The 26,940-nt window shown below is 63.0% G+C and carries 27 protein-coding genes; 15 read left to right on the top strand and 12 right to left on the bottom strand.

The window, feature by feature from the left end:
• Positions 1-19: 19 nt before the first annotated feature.
• The 4 genes from rplI to NKH98_RS21860 form a co-directional block, all read right to left on the bottom strand.
• Complete coding sequence (gene rplI, locus NKH98_RS21875) at positions 20-604, bottom strand: 50S ribosomal protein L9 (RefSeq protein ID WP_254820243.1); 585 nt, start codon at positions 602-604, stop codon at positions 20-22.
• A gap of 213 nt (positions 605-817) precedes the next feature.
• Positions 818-1,066 carry a 30S ribosomal protein S18 gene (rpsR, locus tag NKH98_RS21870; protein ID WP_006203718.1) on the bottom strand — a complete coding sequence of 83 codons (249 nt, stop codon included), beginning with the start codon at positions 1,064-1,066 and terminating at the stop codon, positions 818-820.
• Positions 1,066-1,557, bottom strand: coding sequence for a 30S ribosomal protein S6 (gene rpsF / locus NKH98_RS21865; RefSeq protein ID WP_254820244.1), 492 nt, complete (start codon positions 1,555-1,557; stop codon positions 1,066-1,068). The genes rpsR and rpsF overlap by 1 nt, the downstream gene beginning before the upstream one ends.
• Before the next feature lie 838 nt (positions 1,558-2,395).
• Positions 2,396-4,321, bottom strand: coding sequence for an LTA synthase family protein (locus NKH98_RS21860; protein WP_352901585.1), 1,926 nt, complete (start codon positions 4,319-4,321; stop codon positions 2,396-2,398).
• A gap of 247 nt (positions 4,322-4,568) precedes the next feature.
• Between NKH98_RS21860 and fabD the strand changes: the two genes are divergently transcribed.
• From fabD to gmk, 7 genes are all read left to right on the top strand, one after another.
• Positions 4,569-5,534, top strand: coding sequence for an ACP S-malonyltransferase (gene fabD / locus NKH98_RS21855; protein WP_352901582.1), 966 nt, complete (start codon positions 4,569-4,571; stop codon positions 5,532-5,534).
• Positions 5,535-5,594: 60 nt separating this feature from the next.
• The gene (gene fabG, locus NKH98_RS21850; protein WP_352805994.1) at positions 5,595-6,332 is read left to right on the top strand and encodes a 3-oxoacyl-[acyl-carrier-protein] reductase; all 738 of its coding nucleotides are present in this window, start codon (positions 5,595-5,597) and stop codon (positions 6,330-6,332) included.
• A gap of 187 nt (positions 6,333-6,519) precedes the next feature.
• Positions 6,520-6,756, top strand: a complete 237-nt coding sequence (locus NKH98_RS21845; protein ID WP_006203723.1) for an acyl carrier protein — start codon at positions 6,520-6,522, stop codon at positions 6,754-6,756.
• Positions 6,757-6,790: 34 nt separating this feature from the next.
• Entirely contained in the window at positions 6,791-8,053 is a 1,263-nt protein-coding gene (gene fabF, locus NKH98_RS21840; protein WP_352805992.1) for a beta-ketoacyl-ACP synthase II, read from the top strand.
• A gap of 93 nt (positions 8,054-8,146) precedes the next feature.
• A complete protein-coding gene (mltG, locus tag NKH98_RS21835) occupies positions 8,147-9,367 on the top strand; it encodes an endolytic transglycosylase MltG (RefSeq protein ID WP_352901578.1) in 1,221 nt (406 codons plus the stop codon).
• 137 nt (positions 9,368-9,504) lie between these two features.
• Positions 9,505-10,395 carry a YicC/YloC family endoribonuclease gene (locus NKH98_RS21830; protein WP_352901676.1) on the top strand — a complete coding sequence of 297 codons (891 nt, stop codon included), beginning with the start codon at positions 9,505-9,507 and terminating at the stop codon, positions 10,393-10,395.
• A 33-nt stretch (positions 10,396-10,428) separates the two neighbouring features.
• Entirely contained in the window at positions 10,429-11,085 is a 657-nt protein-coding gene (gene gmk / locus NKH98_RS21825; protein WP_352901575.1) for a guanylate kinase, read from the top strand.
• Here the strand turns inward: gmk and NKH98_RS21820 are convergent, their stop codons facing one another.
• The 7 genes from NKH98_RS21820 to lptF all read right to left on the bottom strand — a co-directional run bounded on the left by NKH98_RS21820 (position 11,086) and on the right by lptF (position 19,150).
• The gene (locus tag NKH98_RS21820) at positions 11,086-11,379 is read right to left on the bottom strand and encodes a DUF1330 domain-containing protein (protein WP_352901572.1); all 294 of its coding nucleotides are present in this window, start codon (positions 11,377-11,379) and stop codon (positions 11,086-11,088) included. It lies immediately after the preceding gene.
• 75 nt (positions 11,380-11,454) lie between these two features.
• The gene (gene rsmA / locus NKH98_RS21815) at positions 11,455-12,294 is read right to left on the bottom strand and encodes a 16S rRNA (adenine(1518)-N(6)/adenine(1519)-N(6))-dimethyltransferase RsmA (RefSeq protein WP_352901569.1); all 840 of its coding nucleotides are present in this window, start codon (positions 12,292-12,294) and stop codon (positions 11,455-11,457) included.
• An 81-nt stretch (positions 12,295-12,375) separates the two neighbouring features.
• Positions 12,376-13,395 (bottom strand): 4-hydroxythreonine-4-phosphate dehydrogenase PdxA, encoded by a 1,020-nt coding sequence (gene pdxA / locus NKH98_RS21810; RefSeq protein ID WP_352689588.1) that lies wholly within the window; start codon positions 13,393-13,395, stop codon positions 12,376-12,378.
• A 13-nt stretch (positions 13,396-13,408) separates the two neighbouring features.
• The gene (locus tag NKH98_RS21805) at positions 13,409-14,335 is read right to left on the bottom strand and encodes a peptidylprolyl isomerase (protein WP_352705349.1); all 927 of its coding nucleotides are present in this window, start codon (positions 14,333-14,335) and stop codon (positions 13,409-13,411) included.
• 113 nt (positions 14,336-14,448) lie between these two features.
• On the bottom strand, positions 14,449-16,866 hold the full coding sequence (locus NKH98_RS21800; RefSeq protein ID WP_352901565.1) for an LPS-assembly protein LptD: 2,418 nt from the start codon (positions 16,864-16,866) through the stop codon (positions 14,449-14,451).
• Positions 16,866-17,951 (bottom strand): LPS export ABC transporter permease LptG, encoded by a 1,086-nt coding sequence (lptG, locus tag NKH98_RS21795; protein WP_352901673.1) that lies wholly within the window; start codon positions 17,949-17,951, stop codon positions 16,866-16,868. The genes NKH98_RS21800 and lptG overlap by 1 nt, the downstream gene beginning before the upstream one ends.
• The gene (lptF, locus tag NKH98_RS21790; RefSeq protein WP_254820306.1) at positions 17,948-19,150 is read right to left on the bottom strand and encodes an LPS export ABC transporter permease LptF; all 1,203 of its coding nucleotides are present in this window, start codon (positions 19,148-19,150) and stop codon (positions 17,948-17,950) included. Before lptF ends, lptG begins: the two co-directional genes overlap by 4 nt.
• A gap of 354 nt (positions 19,151-19,504) precedes the next feature.
• Between lptF and NKH98_RS21785 the strand changes: the two genes are divergently transcribed.
• The 5 genes from NKH98_RS21785 to NKH98_RS21765 all read left to right on the top strand — a co-directional run bounded on the left by NKH98_RS21785 (position 19,505) and on the right by NKH98_RS21765 (position 24,212).
• On the top strand, positions 19,505-20,671 hold the full coding sequence (locus NKH98_RS21785; RefSeq protein ID WP_352901562.1) for a flavin-containing monooxygenase: 1,167 nt from the start codon (positions 19,505-19,507) through the stop codon (positions 20,669-20,671).
• A 73-nt stretch (positions 20,672-20,744) separates the two neighbouring features.
• Complete coding sequence (locus tag NKH98_RS21780; protein ID WP_352901559.1) at positions 20,745-21,128, top strand: VOC family protein; 384 nt, start codon at positions 20,745-20,747, stop codon at positions 21,126-21,128.
• Between the two features lie 81 nt (positions 21,129-21,209).
• Positions 21,210-22,706, top strand: coding sequence for a leucyl aminopeptidase (locus NKH98_RS21775; RefSeq protein ID WP_352901555.1), 1,497 nt, complete (start codon positions 21,210-21,212; stop codon positions 22,704-22,706).
• Positions 22,707-22,743: 37 nt separating this feature from the next.
• On the top strand, positions 22,744-23,193 hold the full coding sequence (locus NKH98_RS21770; protein WP_352647401.1) for a DNA polymerase III subunit chi: 450 nt from the start codon (positions 22,744-22,746) through the stop codon (positions 23,191-23,193).
• A 119-nt stretch (positions 23,194-23,312) separates the two neighbouring features.
• Positions 23,313-24,212 carry an aminoglycoside phosphotransferase family protein gene (locus NKH98_RS21765; RefSeq protein ID WP_352901553.1) on the top strand — a complete coding sequence of 300 codons (900 nt, stop codon included), beginning with the start codon at positions 23,313-23,315 and terminating at the stop codon, positions 24,210-24,212.
• A 28-nt stretch (positions 24,213-24,240) separates the two neighbouring features.
• Here NKH98_RS21765 and NKH98_RS21760 read toward each other — a convergent pair whose 3' ends face one another.
• Complete coding sequence (locus tag NKH98_RS21760) at positions 24,241-24,708, bottom strand: carboxymuconolactone decarboxylase family protein (RefSeq protein ID WP_352901550.1); 468 nt, start codon at positions 24,706-24,708, stop codon at positions 24,241-24,243.
• Positions 24,709-24,793: 85 nt separating this feature from the next.
• Here NKH98_RS21760 and NKH98_RS21755 point away from each other — a divergent pair, with 85 nt between their 5' ends.
• The 3 genes from NKH98_RS21755 to NKH98_RS21745 are packed head-to-tail and all read left to right on the top strand — an operon-like array spanning position 24,794 to position 26,926.
• The gene (locus tag NKH98_RS21755; protein WP_352901547.1) at positions 24,794-25,465 is read left to right on the top strand and encodes a TetR/AcrR family transcriptional regulator; all 672 of its coding nucleotides are present in this window, start codon (positions 24,794-24,796) and stop codon (positions 25,463-25,465) included.
• Between the two features lie 4 nt (positions 25,466-25,469).
• Entirely contained in the window at positions 25,470-26,081 is a 612-nt protein-coding gene (locus NKH98_RS21750; RefSeq protein WP_352901544.1) for a hypothetical protein, read from the top strand.
• A complete protein-coding gene (locus NKH98_RS21745; RefSeq protein WP_352901541.1) occupies positions 26,078-26,926 on the top strand; it encodes a 23S rRNA (adenine(2030)-N(6))-methyltransferase RlmJ in 849 nt (282 codons plus the stop codon). Before NKH98_RS21750 ends, NKH98_RS21745 begins: the two co-directional genes overlap by 4 nt.
• Positions 26,927-26,940: the final 14 nt, after the last annotated feature.

The raw sequence follows: 26,940 nt of genomic DNA, 5'->3' as shown, positions 1-26,940 counted from the left end.
GAATGCCGACGAATGACGATCAGCCGTTGTCTTCGCCGCCCTCGAACTCCGCATTCGGATCGAAGAAGTTTTCCGGCCGCGCATTATCGTTGATGTCCTCGCCGTAGATGGCTTCGGCGGTTGTCAGCGTTTCGCCCTTGGCCTGGCGCTCGGCTTCGTCGGCCGTGCGGGCAATGTTGAGCGTGATGGTAACCTCGACCTCCGGATGCAGCGCGATCGCCACATTGGTGACGCCAATGGTCTTGATCGGCTGGTTGAGCAGGATCTGGTTGCGGTTGACCGAAAAACCTTCCGCCGTCACCAGCTCGGCGATGTCGCGTGTCGAGACCGAACCATAAAGCTGACCGGTCTCGCCGGCCGAGCGCACGGCGATGAAGCTCTTGCCGTCGAGCTTTTCTGCAATCTGCGCGGCCTCGGACTTGCGCTCCAGGTTGCGGGCTTCCAGTTGCGCCCGCTGTCCCTCGAACTTCTTCTTGTTAGCTTCGTTGGCGCGCAGCGCCTTGCCCTGCGGCAACAGGAAATTGCGGGCGAATCCGTCCTTGACCTTGACGGTGTCGCCCATCTGGCCGAGGCGGGAAACGCGTTCGAGAAGAATGACTTCCATGGTTTTGTTCCTTCGCTTGGGCGCTATCCTCAGGATCGGCGCCGAGTTGTCTGGAACAGGTCAGGAAGCTGGGCGTCGCCGCCTGTGTCGCTGTCCTGCCTGTCGCGGCAGTTAGGATCTCTTGTCGAAATCCAACCCGGGATTTGGTGTTCGATCCGGCTACGCCCGTCGTGGCCGGTGACAAAAAGCGGGCGGCGAACCGCCCGCGTAGATTTAGCGGACCACGTAAGGCAGCAGGCCGAGGAAGCGGGCACGCTTGATCGCCTTGGCGAGTTCGCGCTGCTTCTTCTGGCTGACGGCGGTGATGCGCGATGGCACGATCTTGCCGCGCTCCGAAATGTAGCGCTGCAGAAGCCGCACGTCCTTGTAGTCGATCTTCGGCGCGTTGGCGCCAGAGAACGGGCAAGTCTTGCGGCGGCGGTGGAAGGGGCGCCGGGTTGGGATCTGATTGATGTCGACCATTATTCTGCCGCTCCTTCAAAGCCTTCGCGCGGACGGCGCGGGCCACGATCGGCACCGCCATCGCCGAAGCTGCGCGGCGGACGATCACCGCGGTCACCGCGATCGCGGTCGCCGAATGAGCGCGGGCCACGGTCGCGGTCGCCGAAGCCGCCGCGTTCCGACCGCTCTTCGCGCTTCTGCATCATTGCCGACGGACCTTCCTCATGCGCATCGACCTTGATGGTCAGGAAACGCAGTACGTCCTCGGACAGACCCATCTGGCGCTCCATTTCGTTGAGCGCGGCCGGCGGGCAGGTGATGTCCATGAGTGTATAATATGCCTTCCGGTTCTTGTTGACCCGGTAGGTGAGGGACTTCAGTCCCCAGTTCTCGACCCGGCCGACGGACCCGCCATTCGCGGTGATGACGCCCTTGTACTGTTCGACAAGCGCATCGACCTGCTGCTGCGAGAGGTCCTGCCGAGCAAGAAACACATGTTCGTATAGAGCCATAGTGTTCGTGCCTTTCTTCGTTTCTCTCCCGGTTCCCGGCGGCAAAAGCCTCTGCAACTTCTCTGACCCGCAATCCTTGCGAAGGCGGGGAAGAAAGGAGCATGACGAGACGGTCGAGAGCGGAGACACGGGAGGCGGAAGCACTTCCGGCTTCACACGAAGGTTTCGAAAAACCTCCGGCCCTCCGTTCAGCCCCCAGCAAGGACCGGCAGATTGCGGGCGTCTATACAGGAATTTGGCCGCAAGGCAAGGGCAAACGGCCGACGTGTCGTAAGCAGATGAGTTGTCCGGATTAGGTAGCACATGAGTTGTCCGGTTTTATCGCCAGCCAAAGGGAGGCTGGGGCCGCGGTCAAGGTCAGGCAATACCCTGATGGGACGCTCGCGGTCTTCCACGGGCCCGCCGCATCGCCCGATACACGCCCGACGGCGCCACAATCCAAGAAACCTGCCGCACCGGGCAAGCCGCGTGAACCGCTTCGACGCAAAACTGAAGCGGACAAATGATGTGCTACCAAACCGGGCAACTTGATTTGCTACCGACAGGGCAAACGGCCGACGTGTCGTAAGCAGATGAGTTGCACGCGAGTTGTCCGGTCTTATTGGGCTGCTGGCCTCATTCGCAAGGTCTTACAGATTCCCTGCCCGGACCCAAGGATGTTTTCCCGCATTTCGCCTGACAAAACAAACCGGATGCCCTGTTCGTATAGTCGCGGGAGACGATCGAGGTAACGCCAACAAATCGAACAGCTCTACGCAGTCGGCAATCAGCTGCAACAATTCCCGTCTCTCGACGGCACGATCGGAGTTCGCGCATCACGCTGCAAACTTCAGCTGCCTCAGCTCGTGTGTGCAGCCACTTTGCCTGTGGTTTCGGGGAAGAAGTCGGGCGCCGCATGGCGCTTGCCGAACATCATGTCGTATTGCAGCAGACGGAAGTCGCGGATTGCCGGGTCGATCTCTTTCTGACGCGACCAATCGGGGGTGGCGTCGCCTTCCGGTGCCAACAGCAAATTACGGTCGATGACGCGGTAGCGCTCTCGCAACTGGCCGAGGAAGCCGGTGTAATACGGATGGCTGATGCCGGCCGTTTTCAGGATATGGTAGGGCAGGAAGGCCGGGCTGACGGCGCCCAGATCCTCGGCCGGGCCGCTGCGGTTCGACCAGACGATCAATGGTGTCTGGTGGTGCTGCAGCATCTGGTCGGCCGCCTCCTTGCGCGGCGCGACATTGTCCTTCAGGAAACCGGTCTCGACGTAGACCGGCCCAAGCGGCGGCAGGTGATCGCCGAAGAATGCGATGACGGTCGGCCGCTCGCGTTTCTTCGCCCATTCGATCAGCCGTTCGAGGCCGCGGTCCGCATCGGAAGAGCCTTCGGCGTAGCTCAACAGCGATTCACGTGCCCATTGGCTGATCGGCGCCTGCACCTTGTGGGTCGGATTGTTATAGCGATACGGCTCATACGGCCCGTGGTTCTGCAGGCTGACGGCGAAAAAGAAGACCGGCCCGGCGCTGGTATCGGCTTCGCGGATGATCTCGTCGGTCATCGCTGCGTCCGACGCGAGCGGTCCGCGTTTCTGCATGGGCGGCAACGTCTCCTCGGACTTGAAGTCGTTGAAGCCGAAATCGGCATAGACGGCCCCCCGATTCCAGAACCAGTTGGTGCCGGGATGGATGGCGCGTGCCCGGTAGCCCTGACTTTTCAGGAAGGTCGCCAGCGAGGGGGTCGGTGTCCGCACATATTGCTGGTAGGGAATGCTGCCCGCCGGCAGGAAGGCGTTGGAAAAGCCGGTCAGGGCCTCGAACTCGATGTTGGCCGTCATGCCGCCGAACTCGGGCGAGAACATGTAGCCCGTGCGCAGTGCCCGCACATTGGGGATAGGGTCGGGTGTGATGGTGACGCCGGGCAGCTTGGTCGGATCCCAGAAGGATTCGCTCATCACGACGATGATGTCGGGCTTCTCGGCAGGTACCGAGGCGGTCACCTGCGGTTTGCCGATCGCTTCGATCGCCTTGTCGGAATAGCCGGGCGGCGCCGAGACATGCGCCATCGGGACGTTCAGCGCGAAGGCGAGCGCAAAACCGTTCGAGGCATAGTTTTCCTTCTGGTCCCACATAATCGGGATGATCTGCAGCCGGTCGCGCGTCCACGAGAAAGTGGCATAGTCCATGATGGAGACGAAGAAAGCGATCAGCGGCACCGTCAGCGTCAGCCGGGCAAGGCGGCCCTTGTGGCTGAGCGCCGGAACGCGGCGGCGCCATAACCGCCAGCCATAGACGAGCAGCGACAGCCCGCCGACGATGCCGATCGCCAGGGCAATGGCGGTTCCCGGGCGATCGCGGACCAGGAGTGGCATCAGTGCCACGATCTGCCGGGAATAGAGGAAATCGGTCGGATAGAGCGGATCGCCGAGATAGAGCGACTTCTGGTGGCCGACGAACGCCAGCGACAATGTCAGCGGCGCGACGATCATCAGGCTCTGATGGCTGCGGCCGAGCACGGCGTCGAGGCCGATGAGGATCAGCGCAAAAATGATGATCGTGGTCCAGCCGGGTTTGAAAGGCTGCAGAAAGAAATCAATGGTGCCGGCAAAGTTGCCGCGCACGATCAGTTCGATGGCAAACACCAGGATAGCCGCAGCCAGCAAGCTGATAAGGCCATAGCGGATGACAGGCCATCTGCGCGCCGGCAGATAGCCAGTCGACGGATCGCCTTCAAGAAACTGTGGCGCCGCCTCGGCTGCGCTCTGCTTGGTCTTTGCCACTTCAATAGTTCCCCGGCCCGCAACAAAGGCGTCACTCGATTGTCATCGAACTGTCACGCAAAGCCTAGCGCCTGCGGCGGAAATAAGAAGAGCCAGCAAACAAATCGTGAGCGGTTTTCATCATGAGTGATCGCCAAAAAGCCTGCCGAAACAGGCACTCGGCCGACGCTGAGCGGTCAAGGTTGGACTTGACTTGGGCGCACGCCTTGCGTCACAGGCAGCGAGAACCAGCAGCTGGGAGCCGACCATGGCCATCGCATTCACCTTTCCGGGGCAGGGCAGCCAGGCCGTCGGCATGGGCAAGGACCTCGCCGATACTTTTGTGGAATCGCGGCGGATCTTCGAGGAAGTCGACGACGCGCTCGGTGAAAAACTATCGCAGCTGATCTGGGAAGGCCCGGAAGAGACGCTGACGCTGACCGCCAATGCTCAGCCGGCGCTGATGGCGGTGTCACTTGCCGCAGTCCGGGCGCTGGAGGCGCGCGGCTTCTCCCTGAACGGCAAGGTCACCTATGTCGCCGGCCATTCGCTCGGTGAATATTCGGCACTTGCGGCCGCTGGTTTCGTTTCGGTCGCCGACGCCGCCCGGCTGTTGCGTATCCGCGGCAATGCCATGCAGGCGGCTGTACCGGCCGGCGAGGGCGCGATGGCGGCGATCATCGGGCTGGAACAGGCCGACGTCGAGGCCGCTTGCTCAGAGGCCGCCCAAGGCACCGCCAGAGATCCCGCGCAAGCCTTGGTGTGCCAGATCGCCAACGACAATGGCGGCGGCCAGCTGGTGATCTCCGGCGCCAGGCCGGCGGTCGAACTGGCGGCGAAGCTATGCACGGAGAAGGGCGCCAAGCGGGCGCTGATGCTGCAGGTTTCGGCGCCCTTCCATTCGGCATTGATGAAGCCTGCGGCCGAGATCATGCGGGAGGCGCTGGCCGCCGTGACTAAGAGTGCGCCCGCCGTGCCGCTGGTCTCCAACGTTACGGTGACCCCGACGAGCGATCCCGACGAGATTGCCCGCCGCCTCGTCGAACAGGTGGTCGGGCGCGTGCGCTGGCGCGAAACGGTGGAGTGGTTCGGCAGCAACGGCGTTGCGACGCTTTACGAAGTGGGCGCCGGCAAGGTGCTGTCGGGGCTGGCCCGCCGCATCAACCGCGATATTGCCACCACTGCCATCGGATCCGCGGCGGATGTCGAGGCGGCGCTGGGGGCGCTTGCATAATCAACTGGCGATTTGACCCCGCTCCATGCAAAGGGTGTTCGCTCAGATCAGGAGGCAAGAATGTTCGAATTGACCGGCCGCAAGGCGCTCGTCACCGGCGCATCTGGAGGTATCGGCGAGGCGATCGCCCGCGTGCTGCACGGCCAGGGCGCCATCGTCGGCCTGCATGGCACACGTATCGAGAAATTGGAGGCGCTGGCCGCCGAACTGGGCGACCGGGTCAAGCTTTTCCCGGCCAATCTTTCCAACCGCGACGACGTCAAGGCGCTCGGCCAGAAGGCGGAGGCCGACCTCGAAGGCGTCGACATCCTCGTCAACAATGCCGGCATCACCAAGGACGGGTTGTTCGTGCGCATGGCTGACGCCGACTGGGATAGCGTGCTCGAGGTCAACCTGACCGCCGTGTTCCGGCTGACCCGCGAGCTTACCCATCCGATGATGCGCCGCCGCCATGGCCGCATCATCAACATCACTTCAGTGGTTGGCGTCACTGGCAATCCCGGCCAGACCAATTACTGCGCCTCCAAAGCCGGTATGATCGGCTTTACCAAATCGCTGGCGCAGGAGATCGCCACCCGCAATATCACCGTCAACTGCGTCGCCCCGGGCTTCATCGAATCGGCGATGACCGCCAAGCTCAACGACAAGCAGAAAGAGGCGATCATGGCGGCGATCCCGACCCGGCGCATGGGCACGGGCGCCGAAGTCGCCTCTGCCGTCGCCTACCTCGCTTCCAACGAGGCAGCCTACGTCACCGGCCAGACCATTCATGTGAATGGCGGCATGGCAATGATCTAACACTTGGGAAAACGCTTCATTCCGTCTTGGATGCATGGGATTTTTCGTGTAATGCCGCCCGCAACCCGGCGGTTCGGGCAAAAACCGGTCCTGTTCCGCTGCGTTTCCGGCAGGACCATCTTTCAGCTTGATTAGCGGCATTCTGCCCGCTAACGAAGACAGACAACCAAAAGACGAGGATGCCCAAATGAGTGACACCGCAGAGCGCGTCAAGAAGATCGTCATCGAGCACCTTGGCGTCGATGCCGACAAGGTGACGGAGCAGGCGAGCTTCATCGATGATCTGGGCGCGGACAGCCTCGACACGGTCGAACTTGTCATGGCGTTCGAAGAAGAGTTCGGTGTCGAGATCCCGGACGACGCCGCCGAGACCATCCTGACTGTTGGCGATGCGGTGAAATACATCGACAAGGCCTCGGCCTGACGCTATTTGCAGTCATCACCGAGGAGGACCTGCGATGAGGCGTGTCGTCGTCACGGGCCTTGGGCTGCTTTCGCCGTTCGGCATGGGCTTCGAGCACAGCTGGAAGGAGCTTCTGACAGGCCGCAGCGCAGCCAAGCGCATCACCGAATTCGAGGTGGAAGACCTTGCCTGCAAGGTCGCCCACGTCATTCCGCGCGGTGACGGCTCCAACGCCACTTTCAATCCTGAAGCCGTTCTCGAGCCGAAGGAACTGCGTAAGATCGGCGATTTTATCCTGTACGGAATCGCGGCCGCCGACGAGGCACTCAAGGATTCCGGCTGGCAGCCGAAGACGCACGAGGATCAGTGCGCCACCGGCGTGCTGATCGGTTCTGGCATCGGCGGCATCGAAGGCATCGCCGAGAATGCGATGATCCTCAAGGAACGCGGCCCGCGCCGCATCAGCCCGTTCTTCATCCCCGGCCAGATCATCAACCTCGTCTCCGGCCAGGTCTCGATCCGGCATGGGCTGAAAGGCCCAAACCACGCCGTTGTCACCGCTTGCTCGACCGGTGCCCACGCCATCGGCGACGCCGCCCGCCTGATCATCTGGGGCGATGCAGACGTTATGGTCGCAGGCGGCGCCGAAGCGCCGGTGACGAGACTCTCGGTCGCCGGGTTCGCCGCTTGCCGCGCGCTCTCCACCGAGCGCAACGACGCGCCGCAAACGGCCTCGCGCCCCTATGATCGCGATCGCGACGGCTTCGTCATGGGCGAGGGCGCCGGTGTTGTCGTGCTCGAGGAACTCGAACACGCCAAGGCCCGCGGCGCCAAGATCTATGCCGAGGTCACCGGCTACGGTCTGACCGGCGACGCCTATCACATCACCGCGCCTGCCGAGGATGGCGACGGCGCTTTCCGTTGCATGACAGCGGCGCTAAACCGGGCGAAGCTGACGCCCGCAGATGTCGACTACATCAACGCGCACGGCACATCGACCATGGCCGACACGATCGAACTCGGCGCCGTCGAACGGCTGGTCGGCAACGCCGCCTCTAAGATATCGATGTCGTCGACCAAATCGTCGATTGGCCACCTGCTGGGCGCGGCTGGTGCTGCCGAGGCGATCTTTTCGATCCTCGCCATTCGCGACAACATCGCGCCGCCGACCATCAATCTCGACAATCCGGAGCGCGAAACGGCGATCGACCTGGTGCCGCACAAGCCGCGAGCCCGGCAGATCGACGTGGCGCTGTCCAACTCCTTCGGCTTCGGTGGCACCAACGCCTCGCTCGTCTTCCAGCGCTACAATGGCTGACCGCTCTGCCGGTTTCCGTCTGCCGTCAATTTTGCCATATTCGCCCCTACTCTGCCCGAGGGGATTCGTCGCAAGATCAGATGGTAGGGCGCTATGAACACAAATCCGGCCGATAACGGGGAATTCGGGCAACGGCCAGCAACGTCCGGCCCGATCGTGCCGAAGACGGCCAGCGAGGCCTTGCGGCCCGAGGCCGGCACGCCGCCGCCGAAGCGCTCGCGTGCCTCGCGCAGCCAGTTCGTCGTGTTCATGAACTTCGTCATCTCTTCGGTGATGCTGATGGTTCTGGCGGCAGGCGTTGCGCTGTATTTCGGCAAGCAGGAGTTCAACGAGCCCGGCCCGTCGGCCAATGGGGACACTTTCCTGGTCAAGCCGAATAGCGGCGTCCAGGAGATCGCCGACCAGCTTGAGCGGCGAGGACTGATCAGCGACGCCCGCATTTTCCGCCTTGGCGTGCGCGCCTTCGGCAATGATTCCGCCCTGAAGGCCGGCGAATACGAGATCAAGCCGCAGGCGTCGATGCACGACATCATGGAACTCCTGAAGAGCGGCAAGTCGGTGATGTATTCGCTGACTATCCCCGAGGGGCTGACGGTCGAGCAGGCGCTGCAACGGATCGCCGAGCAGGACGCGCTGACCGGCGATATGCCGTCGACCACTCCACCTGAGGGTAGCCTCGCCACCGACACGCTGCGCTTCACCCGCGGCGCAACACGCCAGCAGATGGTCGACAAGCTTCTGGCCGACCAGAAGAAGCTGGTCGACGAGGTCTGGCAGCGCCGAGCGCCGGATCTGCCGATCGCCAATGTTGAGGATTTTGTCACCCTGGCCTCGATCGTCGAGAAGGAGACCGGCAAGGGCGATGAACGCTCGCGCGTAGCCGCCGTCTTCCTCAATCGGCTGGCCAAGGGTATGCGGCTGCAGTCGGACCCGACCATCATCTACGGCCTCTTCGGCGGCAAGGGCAAACCCATCGATCGCCCGATCTATCAGTCGGACATCCAGAAGCCGACGCCCTACAACACCTATCTGATCAACGGTTTGCCGCCGACGCCGATCGCCAATCCCGGCCGTGCGGCGCTGGAGGCCGTCGCCAATCCGTCGAAGACCAGCGATCTCTACTTCGTCGCCGACGGCAGCGGCGGCCACGTCTTTGCCTCGACGCTCGATGAGCATAACGAGAATGTCGCTCGCTACCGGGCGCTGCTGAAAAAGCAGGCGCTGGACGCCGCCAAGGCCGGGGCAACCAATACCGGAGCCGACACGCCGGCGGGAGCCATCGTTGACGATGCGGGCGCCACCGCCGCCCAGTAGGGCCGGACGCCATCAGGTTGGCCCTGTGCATGTCCGGGTGGATGTGCAAGGGCTGCTATGGCATTGAAATTCACATGATCCTGCCCGGAGAAAATCGCTCCGGCTTGAGGGCATTCGGCAAAGGGACGCACGGCTACATGAACTTGCAGAGCATGACCGGTTTTGCGCGCAGTGTCGCCGAACACGACGGCACTTCGATTGCCTGGGAAGCCAAGTCCGTCAACGGCAAAAGCGTCGAGGTCAGGCTGCGGCTGCCGCAAGGTTTCGACCGGCTGGAGCCGGCCGTCCGGCAGACGGTGCAAAAGCGTTTTGCGCGCGGCAATTTCCAGATGACGCTGACCATTGGCCGCGCCGCCGGCGCGCAAGCGCAACCCGTGGTCAACGAGGCTTTCCTGAAGGATCTGGCGGGCTTGGCCAAGCGGCTGCAGGAGCAGTTCGGAGTAGCCCCTGCGGCGGCCGACGGCCTGCTTGCGCTGCGCGGCGTCCTCGACGTTCCCGAAACCATCGAAACCGAAGAGGCGCGCAGTGCGCTCGATACCGCAATACTGTCGGCGCTGGAAGCAGCACTGAACGGGCTGCAGCAGGCGCGCCAGGGCGAAGGTGCCGCACTTCGTTCCCTGCTGTCCGGCCATATCGATGCCATCGAGGCGCTGACGCTGCGGGCCGAGGCCGATCCATCACGCGAGCCGGCCACGATCCGCGAAAGGCTCGCCGAGCAGATCCGCCTGTTGATGGACGCGTCCGCCAACCTGGACGCCAGCCGGCTGCATATGGAAGCGGCGTTTCTGGCCACCAAGGCCGACATACGCGAGGAAATCGACCGGCTGAAGACGCACGTGGCGTCGGGCCGGGCGCTGCTCGCCGGCGGTGGCGCCATCGGCCGCAAGCTCGATTTTCTGGCACAGGAATTCAACCGCGAATCGAATACGCTGTGTTCCAAGTCGAATGCTGCCGCGGTCACCGCCATCGGGCTGGAGCTGAAGGCGGTCGTCGACCAATTTCGCGAACAGGTCCAGAATCTGGAATGATCCCGATGCCAAGCCACATGACTGCCAAGCCCCATGACCGCTAGGGATTTGGGTTCCCGCATTCGGCGCCGCGGGCTGATGCTGGTCTTGTCGTCGCCGTCAGGCGCCGGCAAGTCGACGATTGCGCGCAATCTGCTGGAGAGCGATTCCAGCCTCGAATTGTCGGTCTCGGTCACCACGCGGGCACGCCGCGGCAGCGAGATCGAGGGCGTCCATTACCACTTCCGCACCATGCGCGAGTTCGAGCGGCTACGCGATTCCGATGCGCTGCTCGAATGGGCGGAGGTGCACGGCAATTGCTACGCGACCCCGCGCGAGCCGGCCGAACAGGCGCTGGCCGAAGGCCGCGACATGCTGTTCGACATCGACTGGCAAGGCGCTCAGCAGCTCAAGGAGAAGATGCGCGCCGACATCGTCTCGATCTTCATCCTGCCGCCATCGATGAAGGAATTGAAGGCGCGGCTGAAGCGTCGCGCCGAGGACCAGGAAGCGGTGATCGAGACGCGGCTCAAGAACGCCCGCAACGAGATCGAGCACTGGAAGGAGTATGATTTCGTCATCGTCAACGACGATCTCGACCGCGCTTTCGCCGAGGTGCGCGGCATCGTCACGGCCGAACGGCTCAGACGCGATCGCCGGCCGGGCCTGTTCGATTTCGTCTCGGGGCTGCTCGATGAGAAGACGGATTGATCAAGGCGCTGTCCCCGCGACCAGGATCAGATTGCGGCTGAGCGCGGCGTCGCGCAGTTCCAATGCCGCGGCATATTCGGCGGAGCGGTACCAACGCCGCGCCGTGTCCATGTCGGGGAATTCCACGATGATCAGCGGCCCGGGAGACCAGTCGCCTTCCAACCTTTCCACCTCGCCGCCGCGTACCAGATAGCGCCCGCCATGCTGGGCGATGGAGGCAGCCGCGCGGGCGCGATAGGCTTCGATAGTCTCTGTGTCACGGATCGTGACGTCGGAAATGATATAGGCGGCCACTGTTTGTCTCCGGGCAGGGTTTGTCCGGCTATCTATGCCATGAGAGCGGAAATTCAACGCGGAGGCTTCCCGGCATCACACCGCGTTGGTCAGGCGAACGAATTCCTCGACGCTGAGCGTCTCCGCACGCCTGGTCGGATCGATGCCGGCGCGGGTGAGCAGTGCCTCGCCGCCGAGGCTTTTCACGCTCTGCCGCAGCATTTTCCGGCGCTGGCCGAACGCCGCTTCGGTGACGCGGCTAAGCCGTTTGACCTCTGCCGGCAAGGGGCTGGCGCGCGGCACCAGATGCACCACCGAGGACGTCACCTTGGGTGGCGGTGTGAACGCCTGGGGCGGCACGTCGAAGACAATCCTCGCCTCCGTCCGCCAGCCTGCAAGCACGCCGAGCCGGCCATAGGCCTCGCTGCCGGGGCTGGCTGCAATGCGTTCGGCGACCTCGCGCTGGAACATCAGCGTCATCGACGCGTAGAAAGGCGGCCACTCGGTCACGGTCAGCCAGCGGATCAGCAATTCGGTGCCGATATTGTAAGGCAGGTTGGCAACGATTTTCACCGACCCCCCGCTTCCCGGCGCTCCTTTGGCAAGCGCTGCAAAATCAGTTTTCAGCGCATCGCCGGCTACGACCTCGAGCCGACCCGGGTAGTGGTTCGCGATCTCGGCCAAGGCCGCCAGGCAGCGCTCGTCGCGCTCGATCGCGACGACCCGGCGGGCGCCGTTGAGGAGCAGGGCCCGAGTCAGCCCGCCCGGACCGGGACCGACCTCGATAACCGTAACGTCGCTCAGGTCGCCGGCGGTCCGCGCAATCTTGCTTGTCAGGTTAAGGTCGAGCAGAAAATTCTGGCCGAGTGCCTTTTTTGCCTGCAGCCCATAGCGCTCGATCACCTCGCGCAGTGCCGGCAGGCCGTCTATGCTCATCGGGTTGGGCTCATCGGGCTGGGCTCATCGGGCTGGGCTCGTCGGGTTAAGGTCGTCGAATTGGCTATTGGGCTCAGTGGCCTACGGCCTTTTCCCGGTATCGGCAAGCAGGCGAGCGAGTTTCAGCGCCGCAATCAGGCTGTCGGCACGGGCAATGCCCTTGCCAGCGATGTCGAAGGCGGTGCCGTGGTCGGGCGAGGTGCGGATGAAGGGCAGGCCGAGCGTGACGTTGACTGCCTCGTCAAACGCCAGCGCCTTGGCGGGGATCAGCGCCTGGTCATGATACATGCAGAGCACCACGTCATAGCCGGCGCGGGCGCGAGCGTGAAACAGGGTGTCGGCCGGCAATGGCCCGAAGGCTTCTATTCCTTCCTGCCTCAGCCTGTCGATCGCCGGGCGCACGATCCGCTCGTCTTCGGTGCCTATCGCGCCGCCTTCGCCGGCATGAGGGTTGAGGCCGGCGATGGCGAGCCGCGGCTTGGCAATTCCGAAGCGGTTTGCAAGGTCGGCGGCGGTAATGCGGCCGGTGGCGACGATCAGGTCGGTCGTCAGCGCCTTCGGCACCTCGGCCAGTGCGATGTGAATGGTGACCGGCACGGTGCGCAGGTCCGGACCGGCAAGCAGCATCACCGGCGTCACTTCGGTGCCGGTGTGAAGTGATGCCAGATGCGCCAGATATTCGGTGTGGCCGGGAAAGCGAAAGCCGGCATCGTAGAGCGGCTTCTTGGCAATCGGGCAGGTGACGACCGCGGCAGCGCGGCCGGCCAGGCAGTCGGCAACGGCGCGGTCGATCGCCTCGATGATCCCGGCGGCGTTGGCTGGATCCGGGCGGCCGGGACTGTCGACGAAACGGGCGGAAAGCGCCACCACCGGCAGCGCGCGCGAAAACACACTAGGCGCTAGCGCCGGCGTCGTCTCGGCAATCGCGATATCGGTGCCGAGCCCGTGCGCCCGCGCGGCAATCAGCGCCGGATCGGCAAGGAGATAAAAAAACGGAACGCCGGCGCTGTCGCGGGCCTGCCAAGCGGCGATGGCGATGTCCGGCCCCACACCGGACGGATCGCCGACGCTCAACGCCAGCGGAAGCTCTGTGTCAGGCACGGCGATGCCGACTTCAGCGCTCGATGATGCGGGCTTTCTTCCGCAACTCCTCGACGTATTTCTTTGAGAGCTCGTCGGCGTTCTTGTCGCTCGAGCCCTCGCTCTGGAACACCATCTGCGCGACTTTGTCGTCCGACACTTCGCGCGACGAGCAGATGCCGACGAATTCGACGCCGCGGTCGGTCTCGCGCGTCGCGGTGGCGCCGCCGACCTTGGTGGCCTTGATCTGCTCGGCCCAGTCCGGCGGCAGTTGCGGCGCCAGCACCCGGCCGAGGTCGCGAACGGTGACGTCGATCAGGCCCTTGGCAAATTCGCGCGTGGTGTTGCAGCCGTTGAAGCGGGCGCGCATGGCGTCGGCTTCGCGCTTGCGCTTGGCCAGCGTCGCGCTGCGCTCGGCTGCCGGCACGACGAAGATGACCTGCTGCAGCATGTATTCGGTGGCGCTCGGCTTGCTGCCGCCTTTTTCGAGCATGCGCTTGACGACGTCCTGCTCGCTTATGGCGCCGCCCCCGTCGGCGGAGCGGTAGCGCGCGGACAGCGCCTGGTTCCAGGCCATCTGCGCTCGGATGAATTCCTTGAAGTGCTCCTTGGTGACGCCTGATTGCGCCATCACACCGTCAAGCTGCTTGAGCTGCATCTTGTTGTTCGTGGCGAAACGCTGATAGGCGGCATCGACCTGCGCATCGCTGATGCGGATGCCTAGGCGCCGGGCCTCGGCCGAGCGCAGCGTCTGATCTATCATTTCCTGGCCGGCATCGCCCTTTCTGCGCTGCAGGCGCAGGAAAGCGGCCCGATGCTGGATGTCGCCTGTGGTGATCGGTACGTTGTTGACGACGTATTTGATCTCGGTGGCGAAAGCCGGCGGCGTCACTGCGGCGGTCGAGAACGCCACCAGCAGCGCGAACCCTGCCGAAAAGAGGTATTTCCTCATCGAAAGCATCCCAATTCCATCCCGATTCGACCCAACCCATCCCAGTTCAGGTCGCCGAAATCCGTGCCTGCTCTATGCGGCGAAACAATGTCGTCCGCCAGCCACCCCGTTGCCGACTGCCGTTATTGGATGGTGTCGATGGAGCGTTGCGACGAGCCGAAATCGCCGAGCGTGCGGAACGACAGGTTGAAGCCGACGTTCTGCGACACTTCCCTGGTGTTAAGGTCACGTCTTTCCGAAAACGTCATCAAATAGGTAAAGCACGAATCACTATAGGCAAAGCCGACGCCGTCCTTGACCAGAACGCTCTGCTCCAGATCATACGTGCCGGTGCCAAAGACGCGCCAGTTCTCGGCAAGATGCGTCGAGGCGCCGAGCGTGACCTCATGGCGATCCGTGGAGAAGCCATAGAGCGGCTGCGCCTGGATGAAGGCGTATTTGGCGCTCAACGAGACCGGCAGGCCTGAAAAGGCGGCCTTTACCTCAGCGCGGCGGATCTCGAAGCTTTGCTCGTCGAAACGGCCGCTGACCGAGCCGGAAAATCCGCTGGGGCTGTTGAAGCCGACAAGGCCGACATAGTCGGAGGTTGCAGTTTCAAGACCCGAATAGGCACCGACGTTGACCAGATCCGGCGTGCCGAACGAGTTCTGGCCGCCGAGCTGGTAGGATTGGCCGAACACCGCATTGGTGCCCCAGCCATTGTCGTATGCGCCGGTATAGCGGAGCCCGACATTGGCGCGTGTGCCACCTTCCATGCGGTCATAGCCCGAGAATTTGTCGCGCTCAAACAGCGTCGTGGCGTCGAAGACGAAGCTCTGGGCGTCCTCGTTGGGAACCGCCAGCCCGCCGACATATTGCTCGTTCGGACGCATGAATACTTGCGCCATCGGTTCGAAGACATGGCTGGAACTGGTCATCGAGAACAGCACCGGCCAGCGCATCTCAAGCCCGGCGGTCGCCATATAGCGGGCAAGCGATGAACGCATATCGTCCTCAACGCCGAGATTGGTCGCCATCTGGTTGATGGCATCGAGCGAGGCGGAGGAGGCGTTGACATAGCCGGCGTCGCCGCGCAGCGCCAGGAGCGGCGTCAGCAGCAGCCCGCCATCGGTGGTGATGGTGCGCTTCCATTCGGCCTCGACAGTGAGGCGGCCTGATTGGCCGTCGATGCCGCGGACATTGTTGACGGACGAAGGGACGCCCGAATCTGCAAGAGCCGTATCGAGCCTGTCGCGGTCTATGACCCGCGCGTTGACGTCGAACGACAGCTGCCCGCCGGCCACCGGCATGTCGGGGATATAGGCGTAGTCGAGCGAGGGCAGCACCCAGGGCTGCTTGGCGGCGCGTGCGGTCGGATCGCTGGCGAGCGTGTCTTCCTGAACGTCGAAGTGCATGGCGCGCACATCGAAGTAATTGCGATCGTTGAGTCCCGTCAGATACACCTCGGAGCGGTGCACGCTGTCGTTGAAGCCATCGATGTCGTAAGTGCGCGCGAAATTCTTGTCGCTCTGCAGCAGGATATCCCAACCGAAGTCCCAGCGCGGGTTGATAGCGAACTGGCCCTGGGTGCCCATCATGCCGCGGAACCTGTTCGGGTCGCCTTCGGTACCCGAATTGACGTTGTGGCCATTGTCGTCGATGAAGGCGTCGGGATTCTCCTGCCGGATGCCTGCAATCTTCAGGCTGTACTGACCATTGTTGAAGCGCTGCCTCCACTCGGCCTCACCGAGGAAACCTTGCTTGGTATAGCCGCTGCCGGTGACAGTGAGATCGTAGGTCGGCGAGAGCGCGAAATAATAGGGGACTTTAATACCCACGCCGAGGTCGCTCTTGTAGGCGACGCCGGGAATCAGGAAGCCGCTCTTGCGCTTGACCGTTGGGTCGGCGATCTCGAAAGCCGGCAGATAGGCCAGCGGAAAGCCGAAGAACTCGAAGTTCGAGTTTTCGAAGCGAACCGTCTTCTTTTCGCCGTTCCAGATGATCTTCCTGGCCTTGATACGCCAGGTCGGCGCTTTGTCGGGCTTGTCCTCGCACGGCTCGCACGCGGTGTAGACGCCATTGTGGAACGTCGTCAGCACGCCGCCCATGCGCTCCGCGCTTTCGGCGGCGAAGTACGCCTTGTCTATGGTCTCGACCCGCAACGCGTTGACGAAGCCGTCGGCGAAATCGTCAGTGATGTCGGCATGCTGCGAATAGATCTTGGTGCCGTCGCTATTGACGAGTTCGACATTGCCGCTGGCGACGAGGCGTTTGGTGTTGCGGTTGTATTCGACCCGCTGGGCGACGAGACGGTTGCCGCCATAGTCGATCTGGACGCCGCCGACGGCCGTCACGGTCTGCTTGTCGTTGTCGTAGACCAGCGTATCGGCTGCCAGCAGCATCTGCGTGCCACTCGGAACCTTCGTCGCCAGGTCACTGACGTCCTGGGCAAAAGCCGGAGCAGCCGGGGCGACGCTGGCAAGCAGGCATGCCAAGGCGCTCGCCGCAGAGAGGCGTGCCAAACCGGCGTGCCTATGGCTGCGCAAAACCGCCTCCCTCACTAGCCGTCTTCCTTGTATAGCAGGAATGTCACCCCGAAGAACATAGCCACGACAACCGGGACCCAAGCCGCTACGGCAGTGGGTACGAATCCCGCTACGCCGAATGCCTTGACCAGCACCGAAACGACATAAAGCAGAAAGCCGGCCACGATGCCACCCAGAATCATCGTTGCCGACTGCCCCATCCTCGCAAATCGCATTGATACCGTTGCCGCAATCAGCGTCATCGCGACAAGCAGGAAAGGCAGCGCAATCAGGGAATTGAACTGCATGGCGAAGGCATTTGCCTTGAGGCCGAAGGAGCGGGCCACTTCGATCTTGCCGGGCAGATCGTAGAAGGGAATGGTCTCGGGGCGCGCCAACCGCTCTTGCACGAATTCCGGCTTGAGATTGGTCGGCAGCCGATCGCTGGGCAACGACTGGATGGTGCCGTCCCGGAACACCTTGACGTCCTGCAATTCCCAGTAGCCGTCCCGCAAAAAGGCGCGCGCCGCATCCTTGCGCTCGATGATGTCGCCTTGCGGGCTGAAACTGAAGAAGACCGCGTCGGCCATCTCCAGGCCTTGATTGAGAATGGCGCGCGCGCCGATGATGGTGTCGCCGGCGTTGGTTTTCTGCCTGATCCAGGGCGCAGCATCGGCCGAGATGCTGTTCGACTTGCCCGAACGGAGCTGGGTCTCGATCTCCTCGGACCAGGAATAGGCGCGCGCGGCTACCGGATTGATGACGCCAACCGACAAGGCACCAAACAGCAGCGCCCCGATGCAGCATGGCAGCAGGAACTGCCATGCCGAAACCCCGGCGGAACGGGCGATGACCAATTCATATTTGCGGTTCAGCGACACCAGGGTTGCCATCGCCGAGAACAGGCCGACGAACGGCACCGTCTGCAGCATGATCATCGGCATCCTGAGTCCGGAAATGGCGAAGGCAGTCCCGTAAGTGAAGCCCGGGACACCGGTCGTGCGGCCGGAAAGCTCGGTGAAATCGATCAGGAACACCAGCGCCAGAAGGCCGATGAAGAACCAGATGGTGATCGTCACATAGCGAAAGAAGAAGTATCGACCCAGAGTCCAGCCCATCAGCCGGCTCCCTGTCCGGATGCGCCGCGCCCGGCAAAACGGAGCTTGATGGCGCTCCAGCCCTCACTGAAGCGGCCGGCAAGATTGGTCACCCAATCGGCCCAGGCAACAGGCAGTTCCATGGTCCGGTTGGAAACAATGAACCAGATGGCGATCGCCGATGCCACGATCGGGACGCCGTAGACCATATAGGCATATTGCGGCACCTTGTCGGCCTTGCCGGCGGCAAAGAACCCGAGCCAGCGCACGAACAGCGCGATCGCGATTGCCGTGATCAGCGGGTGCACACGCGCCTCACGATGCGAGCGTGCATCTCCGGCGACGGCGAGCGCGATCAGCGCGAAGACGAGCGAATAGGACCACTCGGAAAAACGCTGGTCGAGCTCGGCCAGGTACCTGTTCGGCTTTTGCTGGTACATCTTGTCGTTCGGACTGGGATTGAGCAGATACTGGGTCGTCCGGTCCTTCGGCAAAAGCAGGATGTCGGATGATGCCGACATGAAAGCGGACAAATCGAAGGCATAGGAGGTGAACCGGATCACCGAGAGGTCGCCGGTCATGGTTTTGCGATGGATCACCCCGTCATTCATCATCAGCACCTTCTCGTCGCCGCGTTCGATGATGCTGCCGGACTTGGCATAATAGACGAGATTGACGCCTTCTTCGCGCGAATCGGCGACGAAGATGCCGCCGAGGCGATTGTCGGGAAGCCGTTCGCCAACCTGCAGGAACAGGCCGTCATCGATCTTGCGGAAGGTGCCTTCCTGGATGATCAACGACAACAGATCGGCACGCGAAGATGCTATCAACTCGCGGTTCTTCTGGCGCGCGTAGGGGTCGACGCCATTGTCGACCGCGAACGAAAAAACGCTGGCTGCGAGTGCCAGAAGCATGATCGGCCTGACGATTGTCCAGCGTGAAGCGCCGGCGGCATTGATGACGGCGAGCTCCGAATCCGAATTCATCACGCTGAGGATCTGGGCGACCGCGACCACCAGGGCGAACGGCACGACGATCGGAACGATCGTCGGGATGATCAGCGCTGCGACTTCGAAAAAGGTGAGGGCCGATTGACCGCTATCGGTGACGAGGTCGATGCGGGCGAGGACCTGAGTCGTCCAGACGATCGCTAGCGTCCAGACGAGCGCCAGCGCGAATACCGCGAAGGCACGGCGCATGATGTAACGTTCAACGACCTTCATGAAGGCTTTTCTCGGCGATTTCGAACGGCATCATGCCTTGGAACAAGGTAGTCGTCCGGCGCCGGCTGCACAACTGGCTCAGTTTGGCGGTTCGATCCGGGTTCTGTCCCGTATCGTACGTTCCGCTGGGCCGGAGTGTCGGCGGCAATGGATAAGAAAGGGCGAACATTGTTGGTTAACAACAGGTTGCGGCTGGAAGCGGGGCCGTGCCGCGACGAATCGTGGGTGGTTCGATATCGCATATGGGAGCGATTTCGGCCAAAGTCTTGTCAAATGCGGCAAAACGACCAAATGTCGCGCCGGTCGCGACCGCCGCGGCGTGATAAGACGGGTCAGGATCTGTTGAGCCCCAGCATGGAAGCGGAAAAATTGCGCAGTCAAACCGGTCGGGAAACCGTCTTTGACGGCGCGATCGTGGTCGGCGCCGGCGCGGCCGGCCTTGCCGCCGCCCACGCCTTGATGAAGGCCGGCGTACCGACGCTCGTCCTGGAAAAGGAGAGCCGGCTTGCCGAACCCTGGCATCGGCGCCACCAGCGGCTGCACCTCAATACCCATCGCGATCTCTCGACGCTCCCCGGTGTCGGCTATCCCGCAGGCACCCCGGCTTTTCCGCATAAATCGGCCGTCATTCGCCATCTGAACGATTTCAGCCAGACGCATGGTCTGCCGGTCGTATTCGGCGTTGCCGTTGAAGAGGTCACGTTCGACGGCGATCACTGGACCGTGCGGACGAACGCCGGACGTCGTCTGGCGCGCCATGTCGTCGTCGCCACCGGGCGCGACCGGCAGCCGTTTATTCCCGCGTGGAAAGGCATGAAGGATTTTGCAGGCCGGATTATCCATTCGGCCGATTTTGGCGATGCGAAGGACTACGCCGGCAAAAGGGTGCTGGTGGTCGGTGCCGGCAATTCGGGTTTTGACGCACTCAATCATCTTGCGAATGCAGATGCCCAAAGCATCTGGATGTCGGCCCGCAATGGCCCCTCTCTGCTGCCGAAACGCATCGGCAAGGTCGCCGTCCACAGGCTTTCACCGTTAATGGCGAGCTTGCCGGTGCGGCTGGCCGATGCGGTGATGGCGACAACCCAGCGCCTGGTTTTCGGCGACCTGACGAAATTTGGGCTTCCGCCGGCTCCCACAGGCGGTGCGAGCCGTCTGAGCGCCGACTACACCGCGATCGCAGCCGACGACGGCGCGGTTCGCGCCATCAAGGCAGGCACGATCGTGGTGGTGCCACCATTGCGGGAATTTAGCCAAGACAGCGTCGTGTTGAATGACGGCAGGTTGATCACGCCCGACATCGTCATTGCAGCGACCGGCTATCGCACCGGTCTGGAGCAGATGGTTGGCAAGCTCGGCGTTCTCGACGGCAAGGGCGTTCCGCTTTTCAACGGCGGCGATGCCGATCCGAAATTGCCCGGCCTGTGGTTTACCGGCATGCGACCGAGCATTCGCGGTTGTTTCGCCAATGCCCGCATTCAGGCCAGGGCGATAACGGCGCGGATTGTCAAGCAGCGATAGTGAGCAGGGCTATGCCGATTGTACCGCCCGCAATTGACACGCCTTGTTGGAGCGTGCTCGAACCGAAAGGTCAATGATCATGACGCCAGTCAGCATTCGCTACATGGTCGATGATGTCGCCACCTCGATCGATTTCTACTGTGGACAACTGGGCTTTACCGTCGAACAGGACGCGCGACCGGCTTTTGCCTCCGTCACGCGCGGCGCGTTACGGCTCCTTCTAAGCGGACCCGGCAGTTCGGGTGCACGGGCTATGCCGGATGGCAGGCAGCCGGTGCCGGGAGGCTGGAACCGCATCCTGTTGGTGGTGCCGGACCTGAAAGAAGAGGTCGCGCGCCTCAAGAGTGCTGGACTTGTCTTTCGCAACGATATCATAACGGGCGTCGGCGGTTCCCAGACCCTGCTCGAAGACCCATCGGGCAATGTCATCGAGCTGTTTCACCCCGCCGCTCACTGACGCAACAACACGGCACCTTTCGGTCCGACCAATCGAACGCCTCTCGCGATAATCCAACGCACTTCCCGAAAGCAGGACATCATGAATTCGAGACCCTCGATCGCCTTCGCCAAAATCGCCGCGCCCAAAAAGGGCAGCGTTTTCGTTCTGGCGGCCGACGAGGGCGACCTCAGCGATGCCGCCAGGGCTTGTGATCCGGCAAAGACCCTCGAGCGGGCTTTTCCGGTCGCCGACTTCACCGGCAAATTCGCCAGCCTGGTCGAAGTGCTGGCACCGGAAGGGACATCGCTCGATCGGCTGGTAGCGGTCGGTGCCGGCAAGGGCTCCAATCTCGATGATTATGGTTGGCTGAAGCTCGGTGGCACGATTGCCGCGTCCTTTCGCAAGGCAACCGAAGTGGCCGTCGTGCTCGATCTTCCCGGTGCCGCCATCAGCGGCAGGCAAGCCGTTCAGCTCGCAGCAGGCATCCTGCTGCGCAGCTATTCCTTCGACAAGTATAAGACCAAAAAGAACAATGGTGATGACAAGCGCGAGCCAAAAAAGCCGGTCAAGGTAACTATTCACACCGCCGATCCGGCAGCTGCAAAGAAGGCCTTCGCCGATGAAGCGGCGGTGATCGACGGTGTCTTGCTGGCGCGCGATTTGGTCAATGAACCGGCCAATGTTCTGGGGCCGGTGGAATTCGCCACCCGCATCGCCGAACTGGAGGCGCTCGGCGTCACGGTCGAGATCCTGGCCGAGAAGGAGATGAAGAAGCTCGGCATGGGTTCGCTGCTGGGCGTAGCGCAGGGCTCGCCGCGTGGCGCCCGCATCGCGGTCATGCGGTGGGACGGCGGCAAGGCCAAGGAAAGCCCGGTCGCCTTCGTCGGCAAGGGCGTCACCTTCGACACCGGCGGCAATTCGATCAAGCCGGCCTCGGGCATGGAGGACATGAAGGGGGATATGGGCGGCGCTGCTGCCGTCACCGGGCTGATGCACGCGCTAGCCGCGCGCAAGGCGAAGGTCAATGTCGTCGGTATTGTCGGACTGGTCGAAAACGCCGTCGATGGCCACGCTCAGCGACCGGGCGACATCGTCACCTCGATGTCGGGCCAGACCATCGAAGTGCTCAATACCGACGCCGAGGGCCGCTTGGTGCTGGCCGATGCGCTGTGGTACTGCAACGACCGCTTCCAGCCGAAATTCATGATCAATCTGGCGACGCTGACCGGCGCCATTATGGTCGCGCTCGGCCAGCATTATGCCGGCCTGTTTTCCAACAATGACGAGTTGGCGGACCGGCTGACGGCGGCCGGACAGGCGACGCAGGAGCGGGTGTGGCGCATGCCGCTCGGTGCCGAATACGACAAGCTGATCGATTCCAAGAATGCCGACATGAAGAACATCGGCGGCCGCCACGGCGGCGCCATCATCGCCGCACAGTTCCTGCAGCGTTTCGTCAAGGACACGCCTTGGGCGCATCTCGACATTGCCGGCACCGCTATGGGCGCTCCCTCCAACGAGATCAACCAGTCATGGGCTTCCGGCTTCGGCGTCAGGCTGCTCGACCGGCTGCTGCGCGATCATTATGAGCAATGAGCGGCTGGGGAGGGATTCCGAAAATGTAGACTGACGCATGGCCGAGATTCTGTTTTATCACCTGACCGAATCGACGCTGGAGGATGCGCTGCCCGGCCTCCTGGAGCGCAGTATCGATCGCGGCTGGCGCGCCGTGGTGCAGACCGGCACCGAGGAACGGCGCGACGCGCTGGACCAGCATCTGTGGACTTTCCGGGACGATTCATTCCTGGCCCACGCAACGGACCGCGAAGCCCGTCCCGCCGAGCAGCCGGTGCTTCTGACCGTCGGCCCTGACAATCCGAACCAGGCGCAGATACGCTTCCTGGTCGATGGGGCGGTGCCGCCGGAGCTTGGCGGCTACCAGCGCGCCGTGTTCCTGTTCGACGGTCACGATGCAGCCCAGCTAGAGGCGGCACGCACGCACTGGAAGACAATGAAGGAGGCGGGCCACACCGTGACCTACTGGCAGCAAACGCCTGACCGGCGCTGGGAACGCAAGGCTTAGAGAATTTGCGGCCTAGTGGAATCACTGGCGCCGCAAGAATGCGACGCCAAAAAGATGGACTGCCGGCTATTCAAAAGACCTGAGCAAGCCCGATGCCGCCCGATGAACGAACACCAGGCATGCCGATAGATGCCGCACTTGTTCGCCGGCTGATTGCCGCGCAGTTGCCCAAATGGGCGGACCTGCCGGTAGAGCCGGTCGAGCCTGGCGGCTGGGACAACCGCACGTTCCGACTGGGCGATCGCATGTCGGTGCGGCTGCCGAGCGCCGCCGCCTATGTCCCCCAGGTCGAGAAGGAGCATCGCTGGCTGCCCCGTCTGGCGCCTCACCTACCTCTGCCCATACCCGTGCCGCTGGCCAAAGGCGCGCCCGGGGAAGGCTATCCATGGTCTTGGTCCGTCTATCGCTGGCTTGGCGGCAGACCGGCGGCTGGTGGACTGATTGCCGATCTTACTGAGTTCGCCCGTTCGCTGGCCGGCTTTCTGGTTGCGCTCTACCGGATCGACGCTGCCGATGGGCCACCGGCAGGGCGGCATAATTTCCACCGCGGTGGCCGGCTTTCGGTCTACGACGCCGAGACCCGAGCCGCGCTCTCGGCGCTCGGCGGCCGCATCGACAAGGCCGCCGCCGAAGCCGTGTGGGCGACGGCCCTTGCCTCGCGATGGCAAGAGCCGCCGGTCTGGGTCCATGGCGACGTCGCCTCGGGCAATCTGCTCGTCGAAGATGGCAAGCTGTGCGCGGTGGTCGATTTCGGTAGTTCGGCTATCGGCGATCCTGCCTGTGACCTGGTGATCGCGTGGACGGAATTTTACGGCGAGAGCCGTCAGGCGTTCCGCGATGCCATTGCGCTTGACGAGCACAGCTGGGCGCGCGCACGGGGCTGGGCGTTGTGGAAGGCGCTGATCGGCGCTTCGGGACATGACGGCAACCAGCGCGAGGCGGAAAAATCGTGGCGGGTCATCAATGAGGTGCTGGCGGATCACACAAACAGTCAGAGCGGGAGGGCCAATTCAGTTTGAACGGATCCCGCTCTAAATGACGAGCGCATTACTGGCCGCCCATCTCCTTCCTGAAGGTATCGAAATCGACCTGCATGCCGTTGAAGATGGTGCTCCAATGGCGGGTCAGCGCTGAAACGGCGACCGCCTCCTGGATCTCCTCGTCGGTGGCGCCGGCGCGCTTGGCGTCCTGCGTGTCCGACCAGATGCAGTAGTTGCACGGGATTTGCGCCGCCACCGCCAGCGAGATCAGCGATTTGACCTTCGGCGGCAGCGCCGTCTTGTCGCTGAGCTGGATGGCCTTGACCTCGGCCCATGCACCGGGCAGACCGGCTTTCGGGAACTGCTTTACGAAACCGGGCACCCCGCCCATGGTCGACTGGATGTCCTTGACGGTTGCGTCATACTCATCGGCATAAGAAGGGGCTGCAGCCAGGGTCAGCACACAGGCGGCGGCGAGCAGGCAGGCACGGCGGATGGAAGAGTGCTTTGATGAAAGAGTACGACAGACAGACATGACATTCTCCTCTGGCATTTGTTAGCCTTACGATGTAAGGTAATGTCGAAAATGAACCTTACGGCGTAAGTTGTCAAGCGGCACCATGGACACATCGATCAAAAAAAAGCGACCGCGCGGCCGACTGTCTCGCGAGATGATCGAGGATGCCGCTTTGAAGGTGATCGAGAGCGAGGGCCTCGCCGGTTTTTCGATGCGCAAGCTGGCGACTGCACTCGGCTGCGAGGCGATGAGCATCTATCACCACTTTCCTTCGGTGGCGCATCTCTTCGAAGCCTTGGTGGACCGGCTGATCGGCTCCCTCGAAATGCCCGACACGGACCTACCTTGGCGACAAAGGTTGCGCATCGCCGTGCAGGATTTCCGCCGCGTCGCGCGTGAGCACCCGGCTTTCGCCAGCTTCTTCGTCACCTACCGGATGAACTCGCCGACCTGCCTTGCGTGGCTGAACGGCGTCCTCGGCCTGTTCGAGGCCGGCGGCTTCGGACCGGAACTTGGTGCGCGGCTGTTCCGTACCACCGGCTATTATCTGATGGGTGCCATCCTCGACGAGACTGCCGGCTATGCGAAGGGGCCTTCGGCCGTGACCACCGTCAGCGATGAGCAACTGGCGCAGGATTTTCCAAAAGTAGCTGCGGCCGGGCGTTATTTCGGTACCGCCGAATTCGACCGGACGTTTGATCTCGGCCTTGACATGCTCCTGGACGAAATGGAGCGCGCCCGCGACGGCACCAGCGCGCCGAATACCGGGTCTTGACCTCATGCGTTCTCTGTTCGCCCTGATACTGCTCATCGGCACCGGCATCGGCGTCGTCTATCCCTGGGCGATGACCAATTTCTCCGGCCGTGAGATCGGCACCTGGAGGGTTTACGACCAAGGCCGGTTCAAGCCAGTGACGGTGGCCCTGAGCGCACGCGACGGGCCGCTACGCGTGCTGGTCGACCTAACGGCAAGAGCCGAGCGTATCGTCTCGCAGCAGCGCACCGTGTTGACCCTCACTGCCGCCACCGGCGGCAGGACGGTGCTTGCCTCGACGCTGCAGTTCAACCATTCCGACAATCCTCGGCAGGTCAGTCCGCAACTGCCGGACAGGATCTTTCGCGACGAGGCCGGCCTGATCCCGACGGTTACCGCCGGCCCCTACATTTTCACCGTTGGTCCAGGCGACGCCGAGGGCATTCCGATGCGGGCCGTCGATCTCGTCCTGCGCTCGGCTGCCGGCGAGGTCGACCGCCGGGCGCGACCGGTCGGTTTTTCCCTGATGGCGGCCGGCCTGGCCGGGCTGGTGCTGGCATTCCGTTTCGGCGGCCGCCGGCCGGAAAATCCGAATTCGCAGCCGCCACCGCCTCGCTGGGGCAGGGGCTCCAATTGAACTATCGCCACGCCTACCATGCCGGAAACTTCGCCGACGTCGTCAAGCATGTCGTGCTCAGCCGGCTGATCGAATATCTGAAGCAGAAGGACAAGGCGTTTCGGGTCATCGACACCCATGCCGGGATCGGCCGTTACGATCTGTCCTCGACCGAAGCGCAAAAGACCAACGAATGGCAAGGCGGCATCGGCCGGCTGGTCGATGCGGCCCTCGATGCGCCGGCGGCAGCACTGCTGGCGCCGTATCTTGAAGCCGTCCGCTCGCTCAATCCGGACGGCGGCGTGAAAAAATACCCGGGTTCGCCGCTGATCGCTCGGCACCTGATGCGCAAGCAGGACCGGCTGTCGGCGGTCGAGCTGCATCCCAAGGATGCCGCCAGGCTGAAGTCGCTGTTCGACGGCGACTTCCAGACCCGGGTGATCGAGCTCGACGGCTGGCTGGCGCTCGGCGCGCATCTGCCGCCAAAGGAGAAGCGCGGCCTCGTCCTCATCGATCCGCCTTTCGAAGAAGAGGGCGAGTTCGGTCGCTTGGTCGACGGGCTGCAAAGAGCCCATCGGCGCTGGCCAGGAGGGATTTACGGGCTCTGGTATCCGCTCAAGGACCGCAAGGCGGTCGCCGCCTTCCGCAAGGCGCTGAAGCAGACGGGCGTTCCCAAGCTGCTCGACATGGGTTTTGAGATCAGGCCGGCCTCCGTCGAGCCGAGCCTCGATGGCTGCGGCATGGTGGTGGTCAATCCGCCCTTCACCCTGGAGGGCGAGTTGCGGACGCTGCTGCCGGCGCTGCACCGGCTGCTTGCTGTCGAGCAGCCATCGCATTGGACGCTGGACTGGCTGGCGGGAGAGTAGTTTGAGATGCGGTC

Source organism: Mesorhizobium sp. M0833 (assembly GCF_040319905.1).
Lineage (GTDB): Bacteria > Pseudomonadota > Alphaproteobacteria > Rhizobiales > Rhizobiaceae > Mesorhizobium.
The sequence above is the reverse complement of the archived record's forward strand: the minus strand, read 5'-3'. Positions and strand labels throughout refer to the sequence as shown.

Coding starts and splice junctions, on each gene's coding strand:
- rplI (WP_254820243.1), bottom strand. CDS start 604: ATGGAAGTCATTCTTCTCGAACGCGTTTCCCGCCTCGGCCAGATGGGC.
- rpsR (WP_006203718.1), bottom strand. CDS start 1,066: ATGGTCGACATCAATCAGATCCCAACCCGGCGCCCCTTCCACCGCCGC.
- rpsF (WP_254820244.1), bottom strand. CDS start 1,557: ATGGCTCTATACGAACATGTGTTTCTTGCTCGGCAGGACCTCTCGCAG.
- fabD (WP_352901582.1), top strand. CDS start 4,569: ATGGCCATCGCATTCACCTTTCCGGGGCAGGGCAGCCAGGCCGTCGGC.
- fabG (WP_352805994.1), top strand. CDS start 5,595: ATGTTCGAATTGACCGGCCGCAAGGCGCTCGTCACCGGCGCATCTGGA.
- NKH98_RS21845 (WP_006203723.1), top strand. CDS start 6,520: ATGAGTGACACCGCAGAGCGCGTCAAGAAGATCGTCATCGAGCACCTT.
- fabF (WP_352805992.1), top strand. CDS start 6,791: ATGAGGCGTGTCGTCGTCACGGGCCTTGGGCTGCTTTCGCCGTTCGGC.
- mltG (WP_352901578.1), top strand. CDS start 8,147: ATGAACACAAATCCGGCCGATAACGGGGAATTCGGGCAACGGCCAGCA.
- NKH98_RS21830 (WP_352901676.1), top strand. CDS start 9,505: ATGAACTTGCAGAGCATGACCGGTTTTGCGCGCAGTGTCGCCGAACAC.
- gmk (WP_352901575.1), top strand. CDS start 10,429: ATGACCGCTAGGGATTTGGGTTCCCGCATTCGGCGCCGCGGGCTGATG.
- rsmA (WP_352901569.1), bottom strand. CDS start 12,294: ATGAGCATAGACGGCCTGCCGGCACTGCGCGAGGTGATCGAGCGCTAT.
- NKH98_RS21805 (WP_352705349.1), bottom strand. CDS start 14,335: ATGCTTTCGATGAGGAAATACCTCTTTTCGGCAGGGTTCGCGCTGCTG.
- lptF (WP_254820306.1), bottom strand. CDS start 19,150: ATGAAGGTCGTTGAACGTTACATCATGCGCCGTGCCTTCGCGGTATTC.
- NKH98_RS21785 (WP_352901562.1), top strand. CDS start 19,505: ATGGAAGCGGAAAAATTGCGCAGTCAAACCGGTCGGGAAACCGTCTTT.
- NKH98_RS21780 (WP_352901559.1), top strand. CDS start 20,745: ATGATCATGACGCCAGTCAGCATTCGCTACATGGTCGATGATGTCGCC.
- NKH98_RS21775 (WP_352901555.1), top strand. CDS start 21,210: ATGAATTCGAGACCCTCGATCGCCTTCGCCAAAATCGCCGCGCCCAAA.
- NKH98_RS21770 (WP_352647401.1), top strand. CDS start 22,744: ATGGCCGAGATTCTGTTTTATCACCTGACCGAATCGACGCTGGAGGAT.
- NKH98_RS21765 (WP_352901553.1), top strand. CDS start 23,313: ATGCCGATAGATGCCGCACTTGTTCGCCGGCTGATTGCCGCGCAGTTG.
- NKH98_RS21760 (WP_352901550.1), bottom strand. CDS start 24,708: ATGTCTGTCTGTCGTACTCTTTCATCAAAGCACTCTTCCATCCGCCGT.
- NKH98_RS21755 (WP_352901547.1), top strand. CDS start 24,794: ATGGACACATCGATCAAAAAAAAGCGACCGCGCGGCCGACTGTCTCGC.
- NKH98_RS21750 (WP_352901544.1), top strand. CDS start 25,470: ATGCGTTCTCTGTTCGCCCTGATACTGCTCATCGGCACCGGCATCGGC.